The following is an 18,146-nucleotide window of genomic DNA, read 5'->3' on the forward strand; positions in this document are numbered from 1 at the left end:
GCTAGCTTTACCGTTGAATTCCTGCTTCGTCGAAGCTGGTTTCACCCTGCAATTTTGCCGGGCCAGAGCCGTCTTCTCCACAGGCTGACACGGTGGAACTCACCGCCGTATGATAAGACTACGCAATTTTGAATGAGTTCCAAGCTAACTGCTAAAACCCTAGTAGAGCTGATAGCTACGATGAGTCGCAAATTTGCTTAGCGTATCGCCATTGACGCGCTTTGACCAAACTCAGTACGCGCTTTGATCCCGCACAGTGTTTGTAAGGCTAATGCAAATGACGCCAGACCGCCCTTCCTCGATGTCGACACCAGCCATCCTGCTCACGGGTGCCCTGCTGTCGCTCGCCTTCGGCGCGGCCAGTTATTTCGCCACCTCCGAAGCGATCGAGAGCGATGCCCGCACGCGTTTTCGCGGCATAGCGCGCGCCGCCCAGTACACCATCGACGCCCGCATCAAGAGCTACAGCGACGTGCTGCGCGGCGTGGCCGGGCTGTTCCGCGCCAATCCCGACACCAGCGCCGACCAGTTCCGCCAGTACGTCGCCCAGCTCGACATCACGCGCAATTTCTCCGGCATCGAGGTCATCAACTATGCGCGCGCGGTGCGCGCCGAACACCTGCCGGCGCTCAACGACGAACTGCGCGGCCGCCTGGCGCGCCATGGCGTGCACAACTTCCAGCCGCTGCAGGCCTTGCCCGAGCGCGACACCTATACCGTGCTGGTCTACATCGAGCCGCTGCCGCCGCATGCGCTCGACAAGATCGGCCTCGATCTGGAAGCGCGCGGCGCGGTGCGGCGCGCGCTGGCCACCGCGCGCGACAACGGCACCCTGAGCGCGTCCGGCACCCGCATCGCGCTCGAGGCCGGCCCCAACCAGAGCGGCCTGGCGCTGCGCCTGCCGGTGTACCGCAGCGACCTGCCCACCGCCAGCGTCGAGCAGCGGCGCCTGGCGTATGCCGGTTCGGCCGGCCTCGGCTTCGGCGTCACGCCATTGGTGAGCGGCGTGCTGGACGAATTCCCGGTCAAGGGCGCACGCCTGATCCTGACCGAACTCACCGCCGCCCCGCCCGAGCCGGACGAAGCGCCGCCGCGCGCCACCCTGTACGACAGCTTGGCCACGGTCGAGCGTCCGCTGCCGGCGCTGCCGCCGGACGACGGCAGCATGTTCGCGGCCAGCCTGCCGATCGAGTTCAACCAGCGCCTGTGGCGCGCCGATTTCACCATCCCCAAGTCGGCGCTGTACACGCGCTTCGACGTGTATTACCCGTGGCTGGCGGCGTTCGCGGTGGGCATGAGCACCGCCCTGCTGTACGCGCTGTTCCAGACCCTGGCCTCGTCGCGCCGCAACGCCCTGCGCATGGCCGAAGAAATGACGCGCGAAGTGCGCGCCAGCCAGGCCAAGCTGCAGGCCAGCCACGAGAAGCTGCGCATGCTGGCCGCGCACGCCGAGCAGATCAAGGAAGGCGAGCGCAAGCGCATCGCACGCGAGATCCACGACGACCTGGCGCAGAACCTGCTGGCGCTGAAGATCGAGGCCGAGCTGCTGGCCAGCCGCACCCGCGGCAGCCAGAAACGCCTGCATGCGCGCGCCGAAGCCACCGTGCGCCAGATCGAGGTCACCATCCGCAGCGTGCGCCAGATTATCAACGACCTGCGCCCCAACGTGCTCGACCTGGGCCTGTCCGCAGCGGTCGACTGGCAGGTGGCCGACTTCGCGCGCCGCACCGGGATTGCCTGCGAGCTGGTGGACGATGGCGACGACCACCGCATCGACGACGGTTGCGCCACCGCCTTCTTCCGCATCCTGCAGGAGTCGCTCAACAACGTGGCGCGCCATGCGCGCGCGACCAAGGTGCGCATCGACCTGCACCGCCACGCGGGGATGCTGACCATGACCATCCGCGACAACGGCGTCGGCATGCAGCCGGGCAGCCGCAACCGCCACGGCTCGTTCGGCCTGGTGGGCATCGAAGAGCGCGTCAACATCCTGGGCGGCGCGTTTTCGGTGAGCAGCGGACCAGAATCCGGCACCACCATCGTGGTGACGATACCCGTCGGCGGTGATGCCGACACGGACATGGCGCCCGATAGCGCCGGTGTGCAGGGCCACGACCGTTTTAGTCGGGCCGCTGCCTGAAGCGGGAGGTGTTCGAGGCTGATGTTGCCGAAAGGATTCACCTGTTTCATGCTTGCGCAAGCGCAACAGTTCAAATGACTGCCCGCAGGAAAATGTTTATCACTGTCATCAGTCAAACACCGAACCGATCGCTCACCTTGCAAGCAGGAGGCCGCCACCGACAACACCCGCAGCACCGCCGTACCAAAACCAGGGATAACAATCAGCAGCACCATCACAATTCAAAATGAGGTGAATAAAATGTCGAACAAAAGCGAATTTGCAGCATTCGAGGCGCTCGACCTGGCGCCAATCAAGATGAAACTGATGCACGTGGAATCGGGTGAAGGCTGGTCCGAACGCCGCGCCACTGCTGTCGAGGCCGAGTACCGCCGCTTCCTGTTCCTGACCCACGCGTATCCGCAAGAAATGGTGTCGCCGAGCGTCGACGTCGACGTGTTCTGGCACTACCACATCCTGGACACGATGAAGTACGCCCGCGACTGCCAGGCCCTGTTCGGTGAATTCCTGCACCACTATCCATACGTCGGCATGGGCCAGGGAGCGGATGACGGCGAACGCACGGAGGCCGGCGAGCGCATGCGCGAAATGTACGAAACCCAGTTCGGCGCCGTGGTGCGCGGCGACGCGGCCTGGTGCGGCGCGCCGAGCAAGGAAGCGACCGATGCTGCCTGGTGCGGTTCTCCGGGCAAGGAAGCGACCGATGCTGCGTGGTGCGGCACTCCGGGCAAGAAGGCAACCGACGCTGCGTGGTGCGGCGCTCCGGGCAAGCAGGCAACCGACGCTGCGTGGTGCGGCGCTCCCGGCAAGCAGGCGACCGACGCTGCATGGTGCGGCGCTCCGGGCAAGCAGGCGACCGACGCTGCATGGTGCGGTGCTCCGGGCAAGAAACAGAGCAAGAACCAAAGCAAGGGCAGCGCCACCGCGTGGTGCGGCGCCCCGGGCAAGCAGCTCGCTGCCAGCGTCAAGACCGCATGGTGCGGCGCTCCAGGCAAGGCCCTGAGCGCCGGTAACGATGTCGCCTGGTGCGGCGCTCCTTCCGCGATCGTCGCCAGCAGCGCAGTTGCGTGGTGCGGCGCTCCGGGCAAGTCGCTGCAGGCCGCCTGATCCGTCCTTTCCCCACGCAGCCGGCATGGTGGCATCCGCCACCTGCCGGCTGCGGCGTTTTCAGGCCTCCGCCAGCGCCGCTTCTTCCTTGATCATCAGGGCGCGCAATTCGTTGACGCCCAGGCCGCTCACGTCGTGCATGCGCAGCAGCAGCGTGGCGCCGATCGGCACGCTGCCGTGGCGCAGCTTGCTGATCACCGCCGGCGCCACTTCCAGCGAGCGTGCCAGCGCGGCATCGTTCTTCAGGCGCAGTCGGTGGATGATGGCGTCGAGCACCCGGTTCGGGTCGTACTCGGCGCCGGGAGGAAGGCGGCGGATCGGCATGGGCTGTATGTTTTATTATTTATTTTCTATTTCCCTTGATTCACCGCCAAAAATTAGCAGTTCAAGCAAAACAGGCATGGATTGTATGGCATTTTTTAAAAGCGGCGAAATTATACAGGTGAGAACCCGTGCCGCCCATGTGTAATGGCGCGACGCCGCGCGGCCAGCGGGTCGGCATGACCCGCGCCGGTCGGAAACCTATGCGTGAATGACGTGGTTGGCGTATGCGCTGGGGCACGCCGACAGTAGACGCTTACTTGCGGACCGGGCGCTTGGCGGCAGGTTTGGCACCAGCGCCAGCCGGCGCACTGGCCTTGAACAGCGTGCGTGCATCCTCGTGCGCGCGGTCGAGCGTGCGCATGGCGCGATTGTCGTCGTGGGCGACAAAGTATTCCTTGTCCTGGGCCGCGACCACGATCTTGATCGCCACCGCGTCCGAAACGCCGTATTTCTCGACGATCAGGGTGGTGACTTCGTCCAGGTATTCTTCATAAGTCATGCAATTTCTCCTTCGGGGCGGCGCCCGCTGTTGAGCCGCGCCAGCGTGGCGGCGACGTCGGGATGGCGCAGGCGCACCCGCAATTCTCGTTTCATTCGCGTGTTGTCGAGCCGCCGCGATTCGGACATGAACGACAGCAGCATCGGCGTCACCACCGCCTGCAGTTCGGCGCGCGGCAGGCGCGGCGGACGCGCCAGGCCAACGGCGTCTGCCACGGCGTCGAAATAATCGGCCATCTTCATGCGCGTGTCGTCCACTGCATGCACCACGCGCCCGGACCGGCCGTGCCACAGCGACGCCAGCACGATGCGCGCCAGGTCGTCGGCATGCACGTGGTTGGTGTACACATCGTCTTCAGGTCGCAGGGCCGGCGTGCCCTGCTGCAGACGCTTCAAAGGCAGGCGGTCGTCGGCATAGATGCCCGGCACGCGCAGGATCGACACTCGCGCACCACTCGCCAGGCCCCAGGCACGCAGGATGCGTTCGGCATCGACACGGCGCCGGGCGCGCGCATTGCGCGGCGCCACCGGCCGCGATTCATGGACCAGCACGCCGCCGCAATCGCCGTACACCCCGGTGGTGCTGACATAGACCAGGCGCTTGACCTGGCCCAGCGCCGCTACCAGATGGCGCGTGTGCAGGTCGTGCTCGCCCTCAGCCTGCGGCGGCGCCAGGTGCAGCACCCATGGCGCCAGATTGCGCAGGCGGCCCAGCGTGGCCGGCCGGTCGAGATCGGCCACCAGCGGAATCGCGCCGGCGGCGCGCAGTTCGGCGCGGCGCTCCGGCTGGCTGGTCAGGGCGAATACCTTGAAACGCCCGCGCAGCAGCGGCAGCAGGCGCATGCCGACGTCGCCGCAGCCGACGATCAGCAGGCGCGGCAGGCTGGAGGAAAAGCGCTGGGACATGGTGGTGGTTAGGCGGGCCGTGGAAGTGCGGCACTGTAGCACAGCCGCCCGGGCCAGCGAAGGGCCCGCCCGCGCGCCCGAATCCGGGGGCCAGTGTAGAATAGCGCCCATCCGTAGCATTAAAACAAGTTCAGATCAACCCTCGCGCCCCGGCGCCAATCAGAATTTTCGCATGACCTTCCAGATCACCGTCCAGCCCAGCGGCAACCAGTTCCCCTGCGAGGCCGATGAAACCGTCCTTGCCGCCGCCATCCGCGCCGGCGTCGGCCTGCCCTACGGCTGCAAGAACGGCGCCTGCGGCTCGTGCAAGGGCAAGGTCGTGGAAGGCAGCTTCGAGCACAAGCCGCACCAGCAGCGCGCGCTGTCCGACAGCGAAAAGACCCAGGGCATGTCGCTGTTCTGCTGCGCCGTGCCGAGCGCCGACCTGACCATCGAAGCGCGCGAAGTCGGCGGCAGCTCGGACTACCCGCTGCGCAAGATGCCGACCCGCATCGCCGCGATCGAGAAGGCCGCGCCGGACGTCGCCATCGTCAAGCTGCAGCTGCCGGCCAACGAATTGCTGGCCTACCGCGCCGGCCAGTACATCGAATTCCTGCTCAAGGACGGCAAGCGCCGCGCCTACTCGATCGCCAACGCGCCGTCGTTCGAAGGCCCGCTCGAGCTGCACATCCGCCATCTGCCGGGTGGCCTGTTCACCGACCACGTGTTCGGCGCCATGAAGGAGCGCGACATCCTGCGTTTCGAAGGCCCGCAGGGCAGCTTCTTCCTGCGCGAAGAGTCAAGCAAGCCGATCGTGCTGCTGGCCTCGGGCACCGGTTTCGCGCCGGTGAAAGCGCTGGTCGAGCACCTGATGCACCTGAAGTCGACCCGCCCGGTACGCCTGTACTGGGGCGGCCGCCGTCCGCAAGACCTGTACATGGACGAGCTGTGCCGCGCGTGGGAAACCACCCTGCCCGACTTCGTCTACGTGCCGGTGATTTCGGATGCGTTGCCGGAAGACGGCTGGGCTGGGCGCAGCGGTTACGTGCACGCGGCCGTGATGCAGGACATTCCCGACCTGTCGGGCTACCAGGTGTATGCCTGCGGCGCCCCGGTCATGGTCGACTCGGCGCGTGTCGAATACAGCGCCCAGTGTGGCTTGCCGCCGGACGAATTCTTCGCTGACGCGTTCACCACCGAGGCCGATCTGGCCGCATGATGGTGGCATTGGCGACATTGGCGGCGGCCCACGCGTCGCCGCATCTTCGGGCACAATGGCGGACTCTTCACGTTGACCCGAAAACTTCATGTCCCTGATGTCGCCATCCGGACGGCTGGGCGTCCTGCGCAACCGTAACCTCGCTTTCTACCTCTCCGCCCGCTTCCTCGCCACCCTCGCCGTCCAGATGCAGAGCGTGGCGATCGGCTGGCAGGTCTATCAAATCACCGGCAGCCTGTTCGACCTCGGCCTGATCGGCCTGGCGCAGTTCGCGCCCTTCCTGGTGCTGATCCTGTGGGCCGGCCACGTGGCCGACCGCTACAACCGGCGCATCATCGTCATGCTGTGCATGGCGGTCCAGTTGCTCTGCAGTTCCTTGTTGATCGCATTTACCGCCAGCGGCAGCCAGGTGGTATGGCCGGTGTTCGCCATCCTGGTGGTGTTCGGCAGCGCGCGCGCCTTCATGATGCCGGCCTCGCAGGCGGTGCTCAAGAACCTGGTGCCGGACCGCGAATTCAGCCAGGCGGTGGCGCTCGGCTCCTCGACCATGCACGTGTCCATGATCCTGGGCCCGATCGTGGGCGGCCTGCTGTACGTGTTCGGCGCCCAGACCGTGCACATGATCTCGGCGTCGCTGCTGCTGCTCGCGGTGCTCCTGATGAGCCGCACGCGCAGCATCCAGCAGATCATCAACAAGGCGCCGGTGAGCTGGCACACCCTGCTCGAAGGCCTGCGCTTCGTGCGCTCGCGCCCGATCGTGCTGGGCGCCATCTCGCTCGACCTGTTCGCGGTGCTGTTCGGTGGCGCCACCGCCCTGCTGCCGGCCTATGCGCACGACGTGCTGCAGGCCGGCCCCACCGGCCTGGGTTTCCTGCGCACCGCGCCCGGCGCCGGCGCCGCGCTGTGCTCGATCGCGCTGGCGATGTTCCCGATCACGCGCCGGGTCGGCCTGTGGATGTTCGGCGGCGTGGCGCTGTTCGGTCTGTGCATCCTGGTGCTGGGTTCGACCGACAGCTTCGCCATCGCGCTGGGCGCGCTGTTCCTGTCCGGCGTCGGCGACATGGTCAGCGTCTACATCCGCCACCTGCTGGTGCAGTACGAAACGCCGGACGAGATCCGCGGCCGCGTCAGCGCCGTCAACTCGGTGTTCATCGGCGCTTCCAACGAGCTGGGAGAATTTGAATCCGGCATCACCGCCGGCTGGCTGGGCCTGACGCGCGCGATCCTGCTGGGCGGCGCGGCCACGATCGCGGTCACCGGGATCTGGGCCTGGCTGTTCCCGGTGCTGTCGAAGATGGACCGCTTCCCGCACCACGAGAAAGAAAATGCGCGTGCAGTGAACGTGAAATAGCGTTCAGAAGGCTGCCGCGCCACGCCGGTGCTGCGCCTTCACCTTGCCGGCGATGTTGCGTGCCATCGCGAGTGCCGCGGCGCGCTGTCCCGGCGTCAGCGCGCCACCCATGACGCCGGCCAGTGCGCCGCCGTCGGCATAGGCCTTCGCCGTTGGATCGTTCGGTCCGAAACGGTCGGCGTGAATCAGGCCGTTCGCCAGCAGGTAGCCGTATCCCAGCACCGGCTGCTTGTCGGCCAGGCCGGAACCGTACAGGTTCTGGATCCCCCATACCACCAGCGCGCCAGCCTCGCCCGCTTCGGCCGCCCGGGTCAGCTCGGCGCCGGCAGTCGCCTTCCACTGCCTGACCAGCGGATCGTCGGGCCGCGTCGTCAATGCGCTCGGGTCGCCGAACGGACCTTCCGCGGCATAGGCGATGGCAGCACCCGGCACGCCGGCCTTGATCGCGACGGCCAGATGGTCGAGCCGCGCCAGCCGCTCGCGCTCGGTCATCGCGCCACACATGGTGGCGAGCTGCCTGCGCTCGTCCTCGTTCAGGCTGCGGTTGGTACGCGACCCCTGGTCATGGATGACGAGATCGTGTTTCTTGTTGAAGTGGTCGCAGCCCATTACCAGCAGATAGGCGGTGTAGGCCTGCTGCGGGTCGCCGGATGCCAGCAGCTGTTCGACCTGCACGCCGACCGGCGGCGCATCGGATTCCAGCAGTGATTCCGGCACGATCTGCGCCACTGGCGCCGGCATCACCGCTGTCGGGCGCACCGGCTGCACCGGCGCCGGCACCACCTGCGCAAGAGGCGCGGCCGGCTCGACCGGGCGCAGGATCCAGGCCGAGCCCGCAGCGACGATGCCCACGGCCAGCGTGCCGACCAGCCAGCGTTCCCAACCCTTGTTCATGCCTGCTCCTTCCGGACCGATGAGCGAATCAGTATATCCAGCAAGGCTCCCCGTTTTTCTCACACATTATTGCCGCGCCTTCGTGCGGCAGCGAACGTGGCATCGTTGTGTGCGCGTGTAAGATGAAATCGTAACGACAACAGGAGCCATCCATGCAGATCAATGTGAATACCGATAACACCATCAATAAACATCAAGGCCTGGACGAGCACGTGGAGACCGTCGTGCGTTCCTCGATCGGTCGCTTCAGCGACCAGGTCACCCGCGTTGATGTTCATCTGAGTAACGAGAACAAGGAAAAGAAAGCAGACGGCGGCAATTACTGCATGCTGGAAGCACGCCTGTCGGGCGTGGCGCCGATCGTGGTGCACGATCATGCCAATGACCTGCACCAGGCCATCAATAATGCCGGCGGCAAGCTGGCACGCGCGCTGGACAGCGCCATCGGCCGCCTGCAGGACAAGCACCGTCACGCCGCCACCCCGCTGGCCGACGATGCGACCGCCGACAAGCATCTGACGGATTCGTAATCCTTCGCGGCACGCCTCCCTTGGGGCGTGCCTTTGCTTCAGCTTCCTTCGAGCATCTCCCGCAATTCGCGCAGGTAGCGCACCCCGGCCAGCGCCCGGCTGCCGTACCATGACATCATTTCCCCATCGACCAGCAGCACCGGAATGCCGATCTGTTTCTCAAGCGCATCCGCATGCGCTTCGGTGAAGCGGTAGGGTTCGGTCGAGAGCAGCACCGCATCGAGTCCACTGACCAATTGCTCGGACCACGAGAACACCGGATAGCGCGCTGCATCTGTACCATGAGCAAGCGCCGGCACATGCCAGCCCAGCTCAGCCAGCATGGCGGCGATATAGGTGTCGCTCGAAACGCTCATCCACGGGTCTTGCCAGATGCAGTACAGCACCGTGCGCGGCAGCCCCGGCGGGAGCGAGCGCAGTGCCGCCAGCTCTCGTTTGAACTCTGCGCACCAGCGTTCGGCCGCTGCCTCGACGCCGAAAATGAATCCCATCAAGCGCGTCAGTTCCAGGTTATCGGCCGGTTTGACCGGATGCGTTACCACCACGTGCGGCACGAATTCGGCCAGCAGGTCGGCGGTCGGCTTTTCGTTTTCATCGATGTTGACGATCACGTGGGTCGGCGCCAGGCGCCGGATCTTCTCGAGGTTGACGTCCTTGGTGCCGCCCACTTTCGGGATGTCGGCAACGATGTCGCGCGGATGGATGCAGAAACCGGTGCGCCCGACCAGCTGCGGCGCCAGGCCCAGCGTGCACAGCAGTTCGGTGATCGACGGCACCAGAGAGACGATGCGCGCATCCGGCGCCCGGGGATGCAACTGGCCGAGGGCGTCGCGCAAGGGGGGATTTAAGGAAGTTTGGGGGTCAGTCATGGCAGTATTAGAACATTGTCACTTACAGAACACCGTTGGCGCACCGGCAACCCGGAATACGCTATTATTCCGCAACTATTATCCGGCGTATCAAACCGCCGAACCAGAGGACTCACTTGGAACAGATCGGCACTTTCGGTGCACACCGCACCACCATCGGCGACTTGCAGCTGTTTCGCGATGAAACGGACAGCAGCGTCGCGGACCTGCTGGCCAACTGTGCGGTCGTGCGCATGGCCAAGGGCCGCCGCATCGAGGACGGCAGCCACGCGCGCCTGTACATCGTACTGTCGGGCCAGCTCGAGATCGCACCCGACACCCACGCCGACGACGAGAGCGGCACCAGCTGCATCAATCCCGGCGAAAGCGCGGGCGAGCAGGCGGTGCTGGACGACGCGGCCAACCTGGCGGCGATGACCGCCACCGAAGACACCGAACTGCTGGTGATCGAGCCGGAACTGGTGTGGGAACTGATCGACCGCTCGCACGTGCTGGCGCGCAACCTGCTGCGCCTGATGTCGTTCCGCATCCGCGCCGCCAACGCGCTGCTGCGCCGGCGCCAGAAGCTCGGCGAGTTCTACCGTCAACTCTCGCTCAACGACCCGCTCACCGGCCTGTACAACCGCGCCTGGCTGAACGACATGCTGCCCAAGCTGGTGGCGCGCGCCTCGCAGGACGGCACGCCGCTGTCGCTGATCATGATCGACCTGGACAACTTCAAGAACTTCAACGACAGCCACGGCCATATCGCCGGCGACACCGCGCTCGGCGTCGCGGCGGAACTGATCCGCAACACGCTGCGCCCGTCCGACTACGCGGTGCGCTACGGCGGCGAAGAGATGATGGCGGTGCTGCCGAACACCACGCCGCAGATCGCGGCCATGGTGGCCGAGCGCCTGTGCCTGAAGCTGCGCGCGGCAATCGTGTTCCCCGACATGCGCCTGCCGCTGCCGCACCTGACCGGCTCGTTCGGCGTGGCCACCTTGAGCAAGGGCGACGACGAGCAGGCCCTGATCGCCGCCGCCGACGCCGCGCTGTACCGCGCCAAGGAAGCCGGCCGCAACCAGGTCTGCGACTGATCTGTCCGGGCCGCGCGGCAAGTCCACGGCGCGGCCTGTTCCTCCTCCTTCTCTTCCTTACTGCTGACCGTGACTGAACGGTGGTTGTGTGCCACCATGACGGCCATTGCCATTCTGACGGCAGACAACAAGAACACATGAGCACGCATACCTTCCTCTGGCACGACTATGAAACCTTCGGCGCGGTGCCGCGCCGCGACCGCCCGGCCCAGTTCGCCGCGATCCGTACCGATGCCGACCTCAACGAGATCGGCGAACCGATCATGCTGTACTGCCAGCCGGCCAACGATTTCCTGCCCGACCCGCAATCGTGCCTGATCACCGGCATCACGCCCCAGCACTGCTTTCAGCAAGGTGTGCCGGAACACGAATTCGCACGCCAGATCGAGGCCGCCTTCAGTGAGCCGGGCACGATCGGGGTCGGCTATAACACGATCCGCTTCGACGACGAAGTCACGCGCTTCCTGTTCTGGCGCAACCTGATCGATCCGTACGCGCGCGAATGGCAGAACAACTGCGGCCGCTGGGACCTGCTGGACGTGGTGCGCATGGTGTACGCGCTGCGTCCAGAAGGCATCGAGTGGCCGCAGCGCGAGGACGGCAAGCCGAGCTTCCGCCTGGAGCACCTGACCGCCGCCAACGGCCTGGCGCACGAAGCGGCGCACGATGCGCTGTCCGACGTGCGCGCCACCATCGCCCTGGCGCGCCTGATCCGCGACAAGCAGCCGCGCCTGTTCGATTTCTGCCTGGAACTGCGGCGCAAGGACCGCGTGGCGCAAGAGATCGGCCTGCACCTGGCGCCGTCGGAGCGCCAGCCCTTCCTGCACGTGTCGGGCATGTTCCCGGCCGAGTATGGCTGCCTGGGGCTGGTCTACCCGCTGGCCCAGCATCCGACCAACAAGAACGAGATCCTGGTCTGGGATTGCCGCCACGACCCGTCCGAACTGTTCGGGCTGGACGTCGACACCATCCGCACCCGCATGTTCACGCGCATCGCCGACCTGCCGGAAGGCATGACCCGGCTACCGATCAAGAGCGTGCACCTGAACAAGTCGCCGATGCTGGTCGGGAACCTCAAGACGCTGCGCGCCGACCTGGCCACGCGCTGGGACATCGACCTCGAGCGTGGACGCATGCATGCGGCGCTGGCCGCGGGCGGACCGGACATGAAGGCAGTGTGGGCGCAGGTGCTGAACAAGCCGGGCTCGGGCGAGCCGGTGGATGTCGATGAAGACCTGTACAACGGCTTCGTCAGCCGCGACGACCGGCGCCAGCTGGAATCGGTGCGCATGCAGACGCCGGCGGCGCTGGCGGGCAAGCGCTTCAGTTTCGAGGATGAGCGCCTGAACGAGCTGTTATTCCGTTACCGCGCACGCAATTTCCCGCAGACCTTGAACGAGGAAGAACATGCGCAGTGGGAAGCGCATCGGGCGGCGAAGCTGTTCGACGGCGTTGGTGGTGCGCGTACGGTCGATCAACTGTTTGGGGAGATCGATGCGCTGTCGGAGACGGCGGATGAGCGTGCGGAAGAAATCCTGGGCGCGCTGTATGAATATGTGGAAATGATCGCGCCGGAGAGGTATTGATGTTGCCACGCTCGCAGTTGCGTGCTGCGAGCGTCTTTGCTGTTCTGCGAAATGAGGTTCCCGCCTTCGCGGGAATGACGGTTCTTAGGGTAGCCAAGATTATTGAGCTGCCGACGGTCTGTAAATCGTCGCTCCATCACTTCTGGCCACTAACTCAAGCACGTCATTCCCGCAAAGGCAGGAACCTAAGTTCTCATGCAGTACCAGCGCAGCCATTACGCCCGCCGCGCGGCATTGATCGCGTCACGCGTTTCGCGCGCCACCCGCTTGGCGGCGGCCGCGAAATCTTCGTCGCCTTCCGGCTTCGCATACAGAATCGCGCGCGACGAGTTGATCATCATCCCGGTGCCATTCGCGGTACGGCCCGCCTTGACGGTCGCCTCGATATCGCCACCCTGCGCCCCGATGCCCGGGATCAACAGCGGCATATCGCCCACCAGCGCGCGCACCTGCGCGATCTCTTCCGGGAAGGTCGCCCCTACCACCAGCGCGCACTGGCCATTGCCGTTCCACTTCTGGGCCACCAGCTCCGCCACGTGCTGGTACAGCGGCCGTCCGCCCACGTCCAGGAACTGCAGGTCCGAGCCGCCCGCATTCGAGGTGCGGCACAGCACGATCACGCCGCGCTCCGGCCACGCCATGTAGGGCTCGACCGAATCCGAGCCCATGTACGGGCTCACCGTCACCGCGTCGGCGCCATAGCGGTCGAACGCTTCGCGCGCGTACTGGTGGGCGGTGGCGCCGATGTCGCCGCGCTTGGCGTCCAGGACCAGCGGAATGTGCGGGTAGTTCTCGCGCAGGTAGCGGCAGATCGCTTCCAGCTGGTCTTCGGCGCCCAGGGCGGCGAAATAGGCGATCTGCGGTTTGAAGGCGCAGGCCAGGTCGGCGGTGGCGTCGATGATCGCCTTGCAGAACTGGACAATGCCGTCCGGCTGGCCGCGCAGCTGCGCCGGCAGGCGCTCCAGGTCAGGATCGAGCCCCACGCACAGCAGCGAATCGTTGCGCGCCCATGCGGCGCTGAGTTTGTCGATGAAGTTCACGTCGGGCCCCTTGAAATCTTGAAATTGCAAACCCTCTATTGTACCCGCCGCAGCTGACCGCTGGCACGCGGGCCCTGCCCTTGCGCCAGTTCACGAGCAAATCGGGTATATTTTTAATCATTCAACAACTTGCACGGACAACACCACCATGACCCAATCCTTCTTCTACCGCTGGACCCGTTTGCTGGGCGGCGCCGTCCTGGCCGGCGCGCTGCTGTCGGGCTGCGGCTATAACGACTTCCAGACCAAGGACGAGGCCACCAAGGCGGCATGGGGCGAAGTGGTCAACCAATACCAGCGCCGCGCCGACCTGATCCCGAACCTGGTCAACACCGTCAAGGGCTATGCCTCGCACGAGCGCGAGACGCTGGAAGCGGTGACGCGCGCCCGCTCGCAGGCGACCAGCTTCCAGATCACGCCCGAAGTGCTGAACAACCCGGAAGCGTTCCAGAAGTTCCAGCAGGTGCAGGGCGAACTGTCGGGCGCGCTGTCGCGCCTGATGGCGGTGTCCGAGAAATATCCCGACCTGAAGGCCGACACCAGTTTCCGCGACCTGCAGTCGCAGCTGGAAGGCACCGAGAACCGCATCACCGTGGCGCGCCAGCGCTACATCTCCTCGGTGCAGGACTACAACGTCACCGTGCGCCGCTTCCCGAACAACCTCACCGCGATGGTGTTCGGCTACGAGACCAAGCCGTCGTTCACGGTCGAGAACGAAAAAGCGATCTCGACCGCGCCGAGCGTCGACTTCGGCAAGTAACCGGATCATGAGCGCACCGCTGCGTTTCGTGGCCGGCCTGCTGCTGGCACTGGCATGCGCCCTGTCGGCGCCCGCCTTCGCCCAGCTGAAGGAGGTGCCGACGCTCACCGCGCGCGTCACCGACCAGGCCGGCATGCTGGACGCTTCCCAGCGCCAGCGCCTGGAAGCGGTGCTGGCCGAGTACGAGCAAAAGACCGGCAGCCAGATCGCGGTTCTGCTGGTCAAGTCGACCGAGCCGGAACCGATCGAGCAGTACAGCATCCGCGTCACCGATGCCTGGAAACTGGGCCGCAAGGGCGTCGACGACGGCGTGCTGCTGCTGGTCGCGCGCGACAACCCGAGCTCGCTGCGCCGGCTGCGCATCGAGGCCGGACGCGGCGTGCAGGGCGTGCTGACCGATGCCCAGTCGAAACGCATCCTGCAGGACACGATCGCGCCGCACTTTAGACAGAACCAGTATTACGACGGCCTGGTGGCCGGCGTTGGCGCCATCGCGACCTTGCTCAACAAGGAGTCGTTTCCGGTACCGACCCAGGTACAGCCACAGCAGCAGACATCCACGTTCGACGGCGGCTTCATCCTGTTCATTGGCGCGATGATCTTCATCGGCTTCATCGCACTGGGTGGCGGAGCGGCCGCCATCCTTGCACCGAAACGCAAACGAACCATCCGCAGCCACCGTGGTCATTCGGACTGGGGCAGCGCCGCCACCGGCTTTGTCCTTGGCAGCGTGCTCAATAGCATTGGCCGCAGTGGCGGCGGTGGCGGTGGATTTGGCGGCGGCGGCTTCTCGGGCGGCGGCGGCAGCTTCGACGGCGGCGGCGCCTCGGGAGACTGGTAATGAATGACACCATGCAACAACCCGGCTTCGGGCAACGCCTGCGGCGCGCCTGGCGCCACTTCAACAGCGGCGCGGGAGAAGCGCGGCGCGCCTTTCCCGACGCCACCCTGGACGCCATCGCCGCGGCGATCGATGCCGGCGAACGCACTCACCGTGGCGAAGTGCGCCTGATCGTCGAGAAGGCCCTGCCCTTCGAAGACGCCTGGGACGGTGTCACCAACCGTCAGCGCGCCCTGGCCCTATTCGCGGACCATGGCGTGTGGGACACCGAAGACAATTGCGGCGTGCTGATCTACGTGAACCTGGCCGAGCACAAGGTCGACATCGTGGCCGACCGCGGCATCGACCGCAAGATCGACCGCGCCACCTGGCAGGCGGTGTGCTCGACCATGACCGACGGCTTCCGGCGCGAACGCTTCCACGACGCCACGCTGGCCGCGATCGCCCAGGTCAACGACCTGCTGCGCCAGCACTTCCCGGCGGACGGCGAGCGGCCCAACGAGCTGCCGGACCGTCCCGTCATCCTCTGACGCTGCCGCCAGGGCTGGCGCGCGCCTATGGGTAAAATGGCGGCTTTCCGATTCCTAGAAAGCCTGCCATGAAACTCCAGAACAAGATTGCCATCGTCACCGGCGCCAGCCAGGGCATCGGCCTGGCCTGCGCCGAGCGCCTGGTGCGCGAAGGCGCGCGCGTGATGCTGGTCGACATCCGTCCCGAAGGCGAGCAGGCCGCCGCCGCGCTGGGCGAGGCCGCGCGCTTCTTCCGCGCCGACGTCGGCGTCAAGCAGGAGGTGGACGCGATGGTCCAGGCCACGCTCAACGCGTTCGGCCGCATCGACATCCTGATCAACAACGCCGGCGTCACCCACGCCGCCGACTTCCTCGACCTGACGGAAGATGATTTCGACCGCGTGCTGCGCATCAACCTGAAATCGATGTTCCTGTGCAGCCAGGCGGCGGCGCGCGACATGGTCACGCGCGGCAGCGGCTGCATCATCAATATGTCGAGCGTCAACGCCGAGCTGACCATTCCGAACCAGGTGCCGTATGTGGTGTCGAAAGGCGGCGTCAACCAGCTCACCCGCGTGGCATCGATCGCCCTGGCCCAGCACGGCATCCGCGTCAACGCCATCGGCCCCGGCACCATCCTCACCGAGCTGGCCAAGCAGGCCGTGCTGGGCAGCCCGGAAGCGCGCCACACCATCCTGTCGCGTACCCCGCTCGGCCGCTGCGGCGAGCCGGAAGAAGTCGCCTCGATCGCCGCCTTCCTGGCCAGCGACGACGCCTCCTACATGACCGGCCAGACCCTGTACGCCGACGGCGGCCGCATGGCGCTGAACTACACGGTGCCGGTCAAATCGTGAACTATATGAAAGGTAGCGTATAACATAGCCGGGTAGATATTACGCAAACGCATGTCTGGTATCCGTAAACGCAATTGGACACCCCTGCGCCTGACCCCGATAATTACACCTGTCTCCACTATTCTCCTCCAAGAAAATAGTTTTAAGCCCGCAAACTGAGCGGGCTTTTTTTTTGCCTGTCGAGTCAGCAGCGCCTCACACAGTCCGCGCCACACACACGTTCGCATGCTCCATCATGTTGGGTTGGCGGCTCGCCCGCCGACGCGTCCAACCCTCTCCGCATACATCCTTCCAATGATGCCGCAAGAACCTTGCGCAGCGTCATAGCAGCGTCACATTCCCTGCCTATACTGACCTTACTGCGATACACGTAACCGATATACGTGATGGCAGCAGGTGTGCTGGGCCTGGGGCACGACACACCGACCGATTTCCGCGTCTCTTGGCCCGAACTTGGGTTGTGCCCGCCACTGGCGGGCATTTTTTTATGTGGCAGGCAGCAGTCCCCGCAGGCCATCGGAAGCTGTCGACTAAGTTCCCCAGGAAAGCTGCAGCAAAAAAATAGGCTGCAAGGCTTGAAGCTGCCGCCCGTTTGACTATCATGAAACTCCGCTTCCGGATTCGGTCCTCGACGGAAGCCTCGTACGACGAAACGACAACAGGAGCCTGTCCTATGAGTTTACGTGTACCCGACAACGCTATCTATCCGCCGGAAGCCTGCCGCCGTCACCACGAAGTCGGCGACCTGATCCTCACCGAACTCAATCCGCATGCGGTCGTCGATACGGTCGACGACGACAGTGTGACGCTCAACCTGCTGACCTTCGGCAGCGTGCGCGAAATGTGCCCCAAGTGCCAGCACACGCACCTGAAGCTGGTGCTGCGCCAGGGCAGCGTGCGCATGGCCCACCTGTTCTGCGCCGATTGCGCCAGCTGCTTCGACGCGCGCTACGCCGACGGCGCGCCGGCCCTGACCATCTAGCGCATCCGCGACCACAAGCCGGCCGCGAGCAGGCCCGCAATGACGGCCCCGGCGTGCGCACCGGCGCCGGTGCGACCGTGTGGCTGGCCGGCGGCGCGGCATGGTATCGTTGGCGTTTTTCCGCCGTCGCCTTTCCCATGCCTGCCCTGTCGACCATGTTGCAACCCGAAGCGAAAGTCCGCCGCGCCCTGCACCTTCTTGCGCTGCTGCTGTTCGCGGGCATCGTCGTCGCCGGCTCGGTACCCGGTGCGCGCGCCGAGGTCGGCACGTTCGCCTCGGGCATCGTGCTGCACAGCCTGGCCTATGCCTTCCTGACCGTGCTGTGGTTCCTGGGCGCCACCGGCACGCCGGTGCAGCGCGCGCTGAAAGCAGTGCTCGCGATCGCGCTGATGGGCGCGTTCGACGAACTGGTGCAGAGCTTCCTGCCCTACCGTTCGGGCGACGTGCGCGACTGGCTGATCGACTTCACCGCCGCCATCGTCGCTTCCAGCCTGCTGGCGGTGCTGGCGACGCTGGTGCCGCAAACGGCGGTGCATCCGGCGCGCTCGCGCTGACCATCGCCCGCGCGGCTGGTTCCGCGCAATCTGCTTGTTCTTGATCCAACCCCGACATCAGTCGAGTCAGCTGGAACGCCTGCGCTGTTCGTGCCTCTTATCCACGTGGCACGCTGCATCGTCA

Annotated in this window: 19 protein-coding genes; 13 read left to right on the forward strand and 6 right to left on the reverse strand. The window is 65.6% G+C overall.

What is annotated here, in order from left to right; genetic code table 11:
- Window positions 1-277: 277 nt before the first annotated feature.
- Together RTQ83_RS19830 and RTQ83_RS19835 are read left to right on the forward strand one after the other, a co-directional pair.
- Window positions 278-2,140, forward strand: coding sequence for a CHASE domain-containing protein (locus tag RTQ83_RS19830; protein WP_312518342.1), 1,863 nt, complete (start codon window positions 278-280; stop codon window positions 2,138-2,140).
- Window positions 2,141-2,380: 240 nt separating this feature from the next.
- The gene (locus RTQ83_RS19835) at window positions 2,381-3,247 is read left to right on the forward strand and encodes a glycine-rich domain-containing protein (RefSeq protein WP_312518344.1); all 867 of its coding nucleotides are present in this window, start codon (window positions 2,381-2,383) and stop codon (window positions 3,245-3,247) included.
- Window positions 3,248-3,307: 60 nt separating this feature from the next.
- On the opposite strand, the gene RTQ83_RS19840 is transcribed toward RTQ83_RS19835, so the two are convergent.
- The 3 genes from RTQ83_RS19840 to RTQ83_RS19850 all read right to left on the reverse strand — a co-directional run bounded on the left by RTQ83_RS19840 (window position 3,308) and on the right by RTQ83_RS19850 (window position 4,975).
- Window positions 3,308-3,571 carry a hypothetical protein gene (locus tag RTQ83_RS19840; RefSeq protein ID WP_312518346.1) on the reverse strand — a complete coding sequence of 88 codons (264 nt, stop codon included), beginning with the start codon at window positions 3,569-3,571 and terminating at the stop codon, window positions 3,308-3,310.
- Between the two features lie 253 nt (window positions 3,572-3,824).
- Window positions 3,825-4,070 carry a hypothetical protein gene (locus RTQ83_RS19845; RefSeq protein ID WP_312518349.1) on the reverse strand — a complete coding sequence of 82 codons (246 nt, stop codon included), beginning with the start codon at window positions 4,068-4,070 and terminating at the stop codon, window positions 3,825-3,827.
- Window positions 4,067-4,975 (reverse strand): NAD-dependent epimerase/dehydratase family protein, encoded by a 909-nt coding sequence (locus tag RTQ83_RS19850; protein WP_312518351.1) that lies wholly within the window; start codon window positions 4,973-4,975, stop codon window positions 4,067-4,069. Before RTQ83_RS19850 ends, RTQ83_RS19845 begins: the two co-directional genes overlap by 4 nt.
- Window positions 4,976-5,147: 172 nt before the next feature.
- Between RTQ83_RS19850 and RTQ83_RS19855 the strand changes: the two genes are divergently transcribed.
- Complete coding sequence (locus RTQ83_RS19855) at window positions 5,148-6,173, forward strand: CDP-6-deoxy-delta-3,4-glucoseen reductase (RefSeq protein WP_312518354.1); 1,026 nt, start codon at window positions 5,148-5,150, stop codon at window positions 6,171-6,173.
- Window positions 6,174-6,261: 88 nt separating this feature from the next.
- The gene (locus RTQ83_RS19860) at window positions 6,262-7,524 is read left to right on the forward strand and encodes an MFS transporter (RefSeq protein ID WP_312518357.1); all 1,263 of its coding nucleotides are present in this window, start codon (window positions 6,262-6,264) and stop codon (window positions 7,522-7,524) included.
- A 3-nt stretch (window positions 7,525-7,527) separates the two neighbouring features.
- Here RTQ83_RS19860 and RTQ83_RS19865 read toward each other — a convergent pair whose 3' ends face one another.
- Window positions 7,528-8,418: a hypothetical protein gene (locus RTQ83_RS19865; protein ID WP_312518359.1), complete on the reverse strand. Its 891-nt coding sequence runs from the start codon at window positions 8,416-8,418 to the stop codon at window positions 7,528-7,530.
- Window positions 8,419-8,570: 152 nt separating this feature from the next.
- Here RTQ83_RS19865 and RTQ83_RS19870 point away from each other — a divergent pair, with 152 nt between their 5' ends.
- Window positions 8,571-8,948: an HPF/RaiA family ribosome-associated protein gene (locus RTQ83_RS19870; RefSeq protein ID WP_312518361.1), complete on the forward strand. Its 378-nt coding sequence runs from the start codon at window positions 8,571-8,573 to the stop codon at window positions 8,946-8,948.
- Window positions 8,949-8,986: 38 nt separating this feature from the next.
- Here the strand turns inward: RTQ83_RS19870 and RTQ83_RS19875 are convergent, their stop codons facing one another.
- Window positions 8,987-9,817: a helical backbone metal receptor gene (locus tag RTQ83_RS19875; RefSeq protein ID WP_312518363.1), complete on the reverse strand. Its 831-nt coding sequence runs from the start codon at window positions 9,815-9,817 to the stop codon at window positions 8,987-8,989.
- A gap of 116 nt (window positions 9,818-9,933) precedes the next feature.
- Here RTQ83_RS19875 and RTQ83_RS19880 point away from each other — a divergent pair, with 116 nt between their 5' ends.
- The gene (locus tag RTQ83_RS19880; RefSeq protein ID WP_312518366.1) at window positions 9,934-10,896 is read left to right on the forward strand and encodes a GGDEF domain-containing protein; all 963 of its coding nucleotides are present in this window, start codon (window positions 9,934-9,936) and stop codon (window positions 10,894-10,896) included.
- 137 nt (window positions 10,897-11,033) lie between these two features.
- Window positions 11,034-12,482, forward strand: coding sequence for an exodeoxyribonuclease I (sbcB, locus tag RTQ83_RS19885; RefSeq protein ID WP_312518369.1), 1,449 nt, complete (start codon window positions 11,034-11,036; stop codon window positions 12,480-12,482).
- Window positions 12,483-12,697: 215 nt separating this feature from the next.
- On the opposite strand, the gene pyrF is transcribed toward sbcB, so the two are convergent.
- Window positions 12,698-13,522, reverse strand: coding sequence for an orotidine-5'-phosphate decarboxylase (pyrF, locus tag RTQ83_RS19890; RefSeq protein ID WP_312518372.1), 825 nt, complete (start codon window positions 13,520-13,522; stop codon window positions 12,698-12,700).
- 148 nt (window positions 13,523-13,670) lie between these two features.
- On the opposite strand from pyrF, the gene RTQ83_RS19895 reads away from it, so the two are divergent.
- The 6 genes from RTQ83_RS19895 (at window position 13,671) to RTQ83_RS19920 (ending at window position 18,022) form a co-directional block, all read left to right on the forward strand.
- Window positions 13,671-14,282, forward strand: coding sequence for a LemA family protein (locus RTQ83_RS19895; RefSeq protein ID WP_312518374.1), 612 nt, complete (start codon window positions 13,671-13,673; stop codon window positions 14,280-14,282).
- A gap of 7 nt (window positions 14,283-14,289) precedes the next feature.
- On the forward strand, window positions 14,290-15,123 hold the full coding sequence (locus RTQ83_RS19900; protein ID WP_312518377.1) for a TPM domain-containing protein: 834 nt from the start codon (window positions 14,290-14,292) through the stop codon (window positions 15,121-15,123).
- Window positions 15,123-15,653: a TPM domain-containing protein gene (locus RTQ83_RS19905; protein WP_312518380.1), complete on the forward strand. Its 531-nt coding sequence runs from the start codon at window positions 15,123-15,125 to the stop codon at window positions 15,651-15,653. The genes RTQ83_RS19900 and RTQ83_RS19905 overlap by 1 nt, the downstream gene beginning before the upstream one ends.
- A gap of 68 nt (window positions 15,654-15,721) precedes the next feature.
- The gene (locus tag RTQ83_RS19910; protein ID WP_312518383.1) at window positions 15,722-16,486 is read left to right on the forward strand and encodes a 3-oxoacyl-ACP reductase family protein; all 765 of its coding nucleotides are present in this window, start codon (window positions 15,722-15,724) and stop codon (window positions 16,484-16,486) included.
- A gap of 673 nt (window positions 16,487-17,159) precedes the next feature.
- Entirely contained in the window at window positions 17,160-17,468 is a 309-nt protein-coding gene (locus RTQ83_RS19915) for a hypothetical protein (protein WP_312518385.1), read from the forward strand.
- Between the two features lie 137 nt (window positions 17,469-17,605).
- Window positions 17,606-18,022 (forward strand): VanZ family protein, encoded by a 417-nt coding sequence (locus RTQ83_RS19920; RefSeq protein ID WP_312518388.1) that lies wholly within the window; start codon window positions 17,606-17,608, stop codon window positions 18,020-18,022.
- The last annotated feature ends 124 nt before the right edge of the window (window positions 18,023-18,146 follow it).

Origin of the sequence: Massilia sp. (assembly GCF_031995545.1) — a bacterium.
Classification (GTDB): Bacteria; Pseudomonadota; Gammaproteobacteria; order Burkholderiales; family Burkholderiaceae_D; genus Telluria.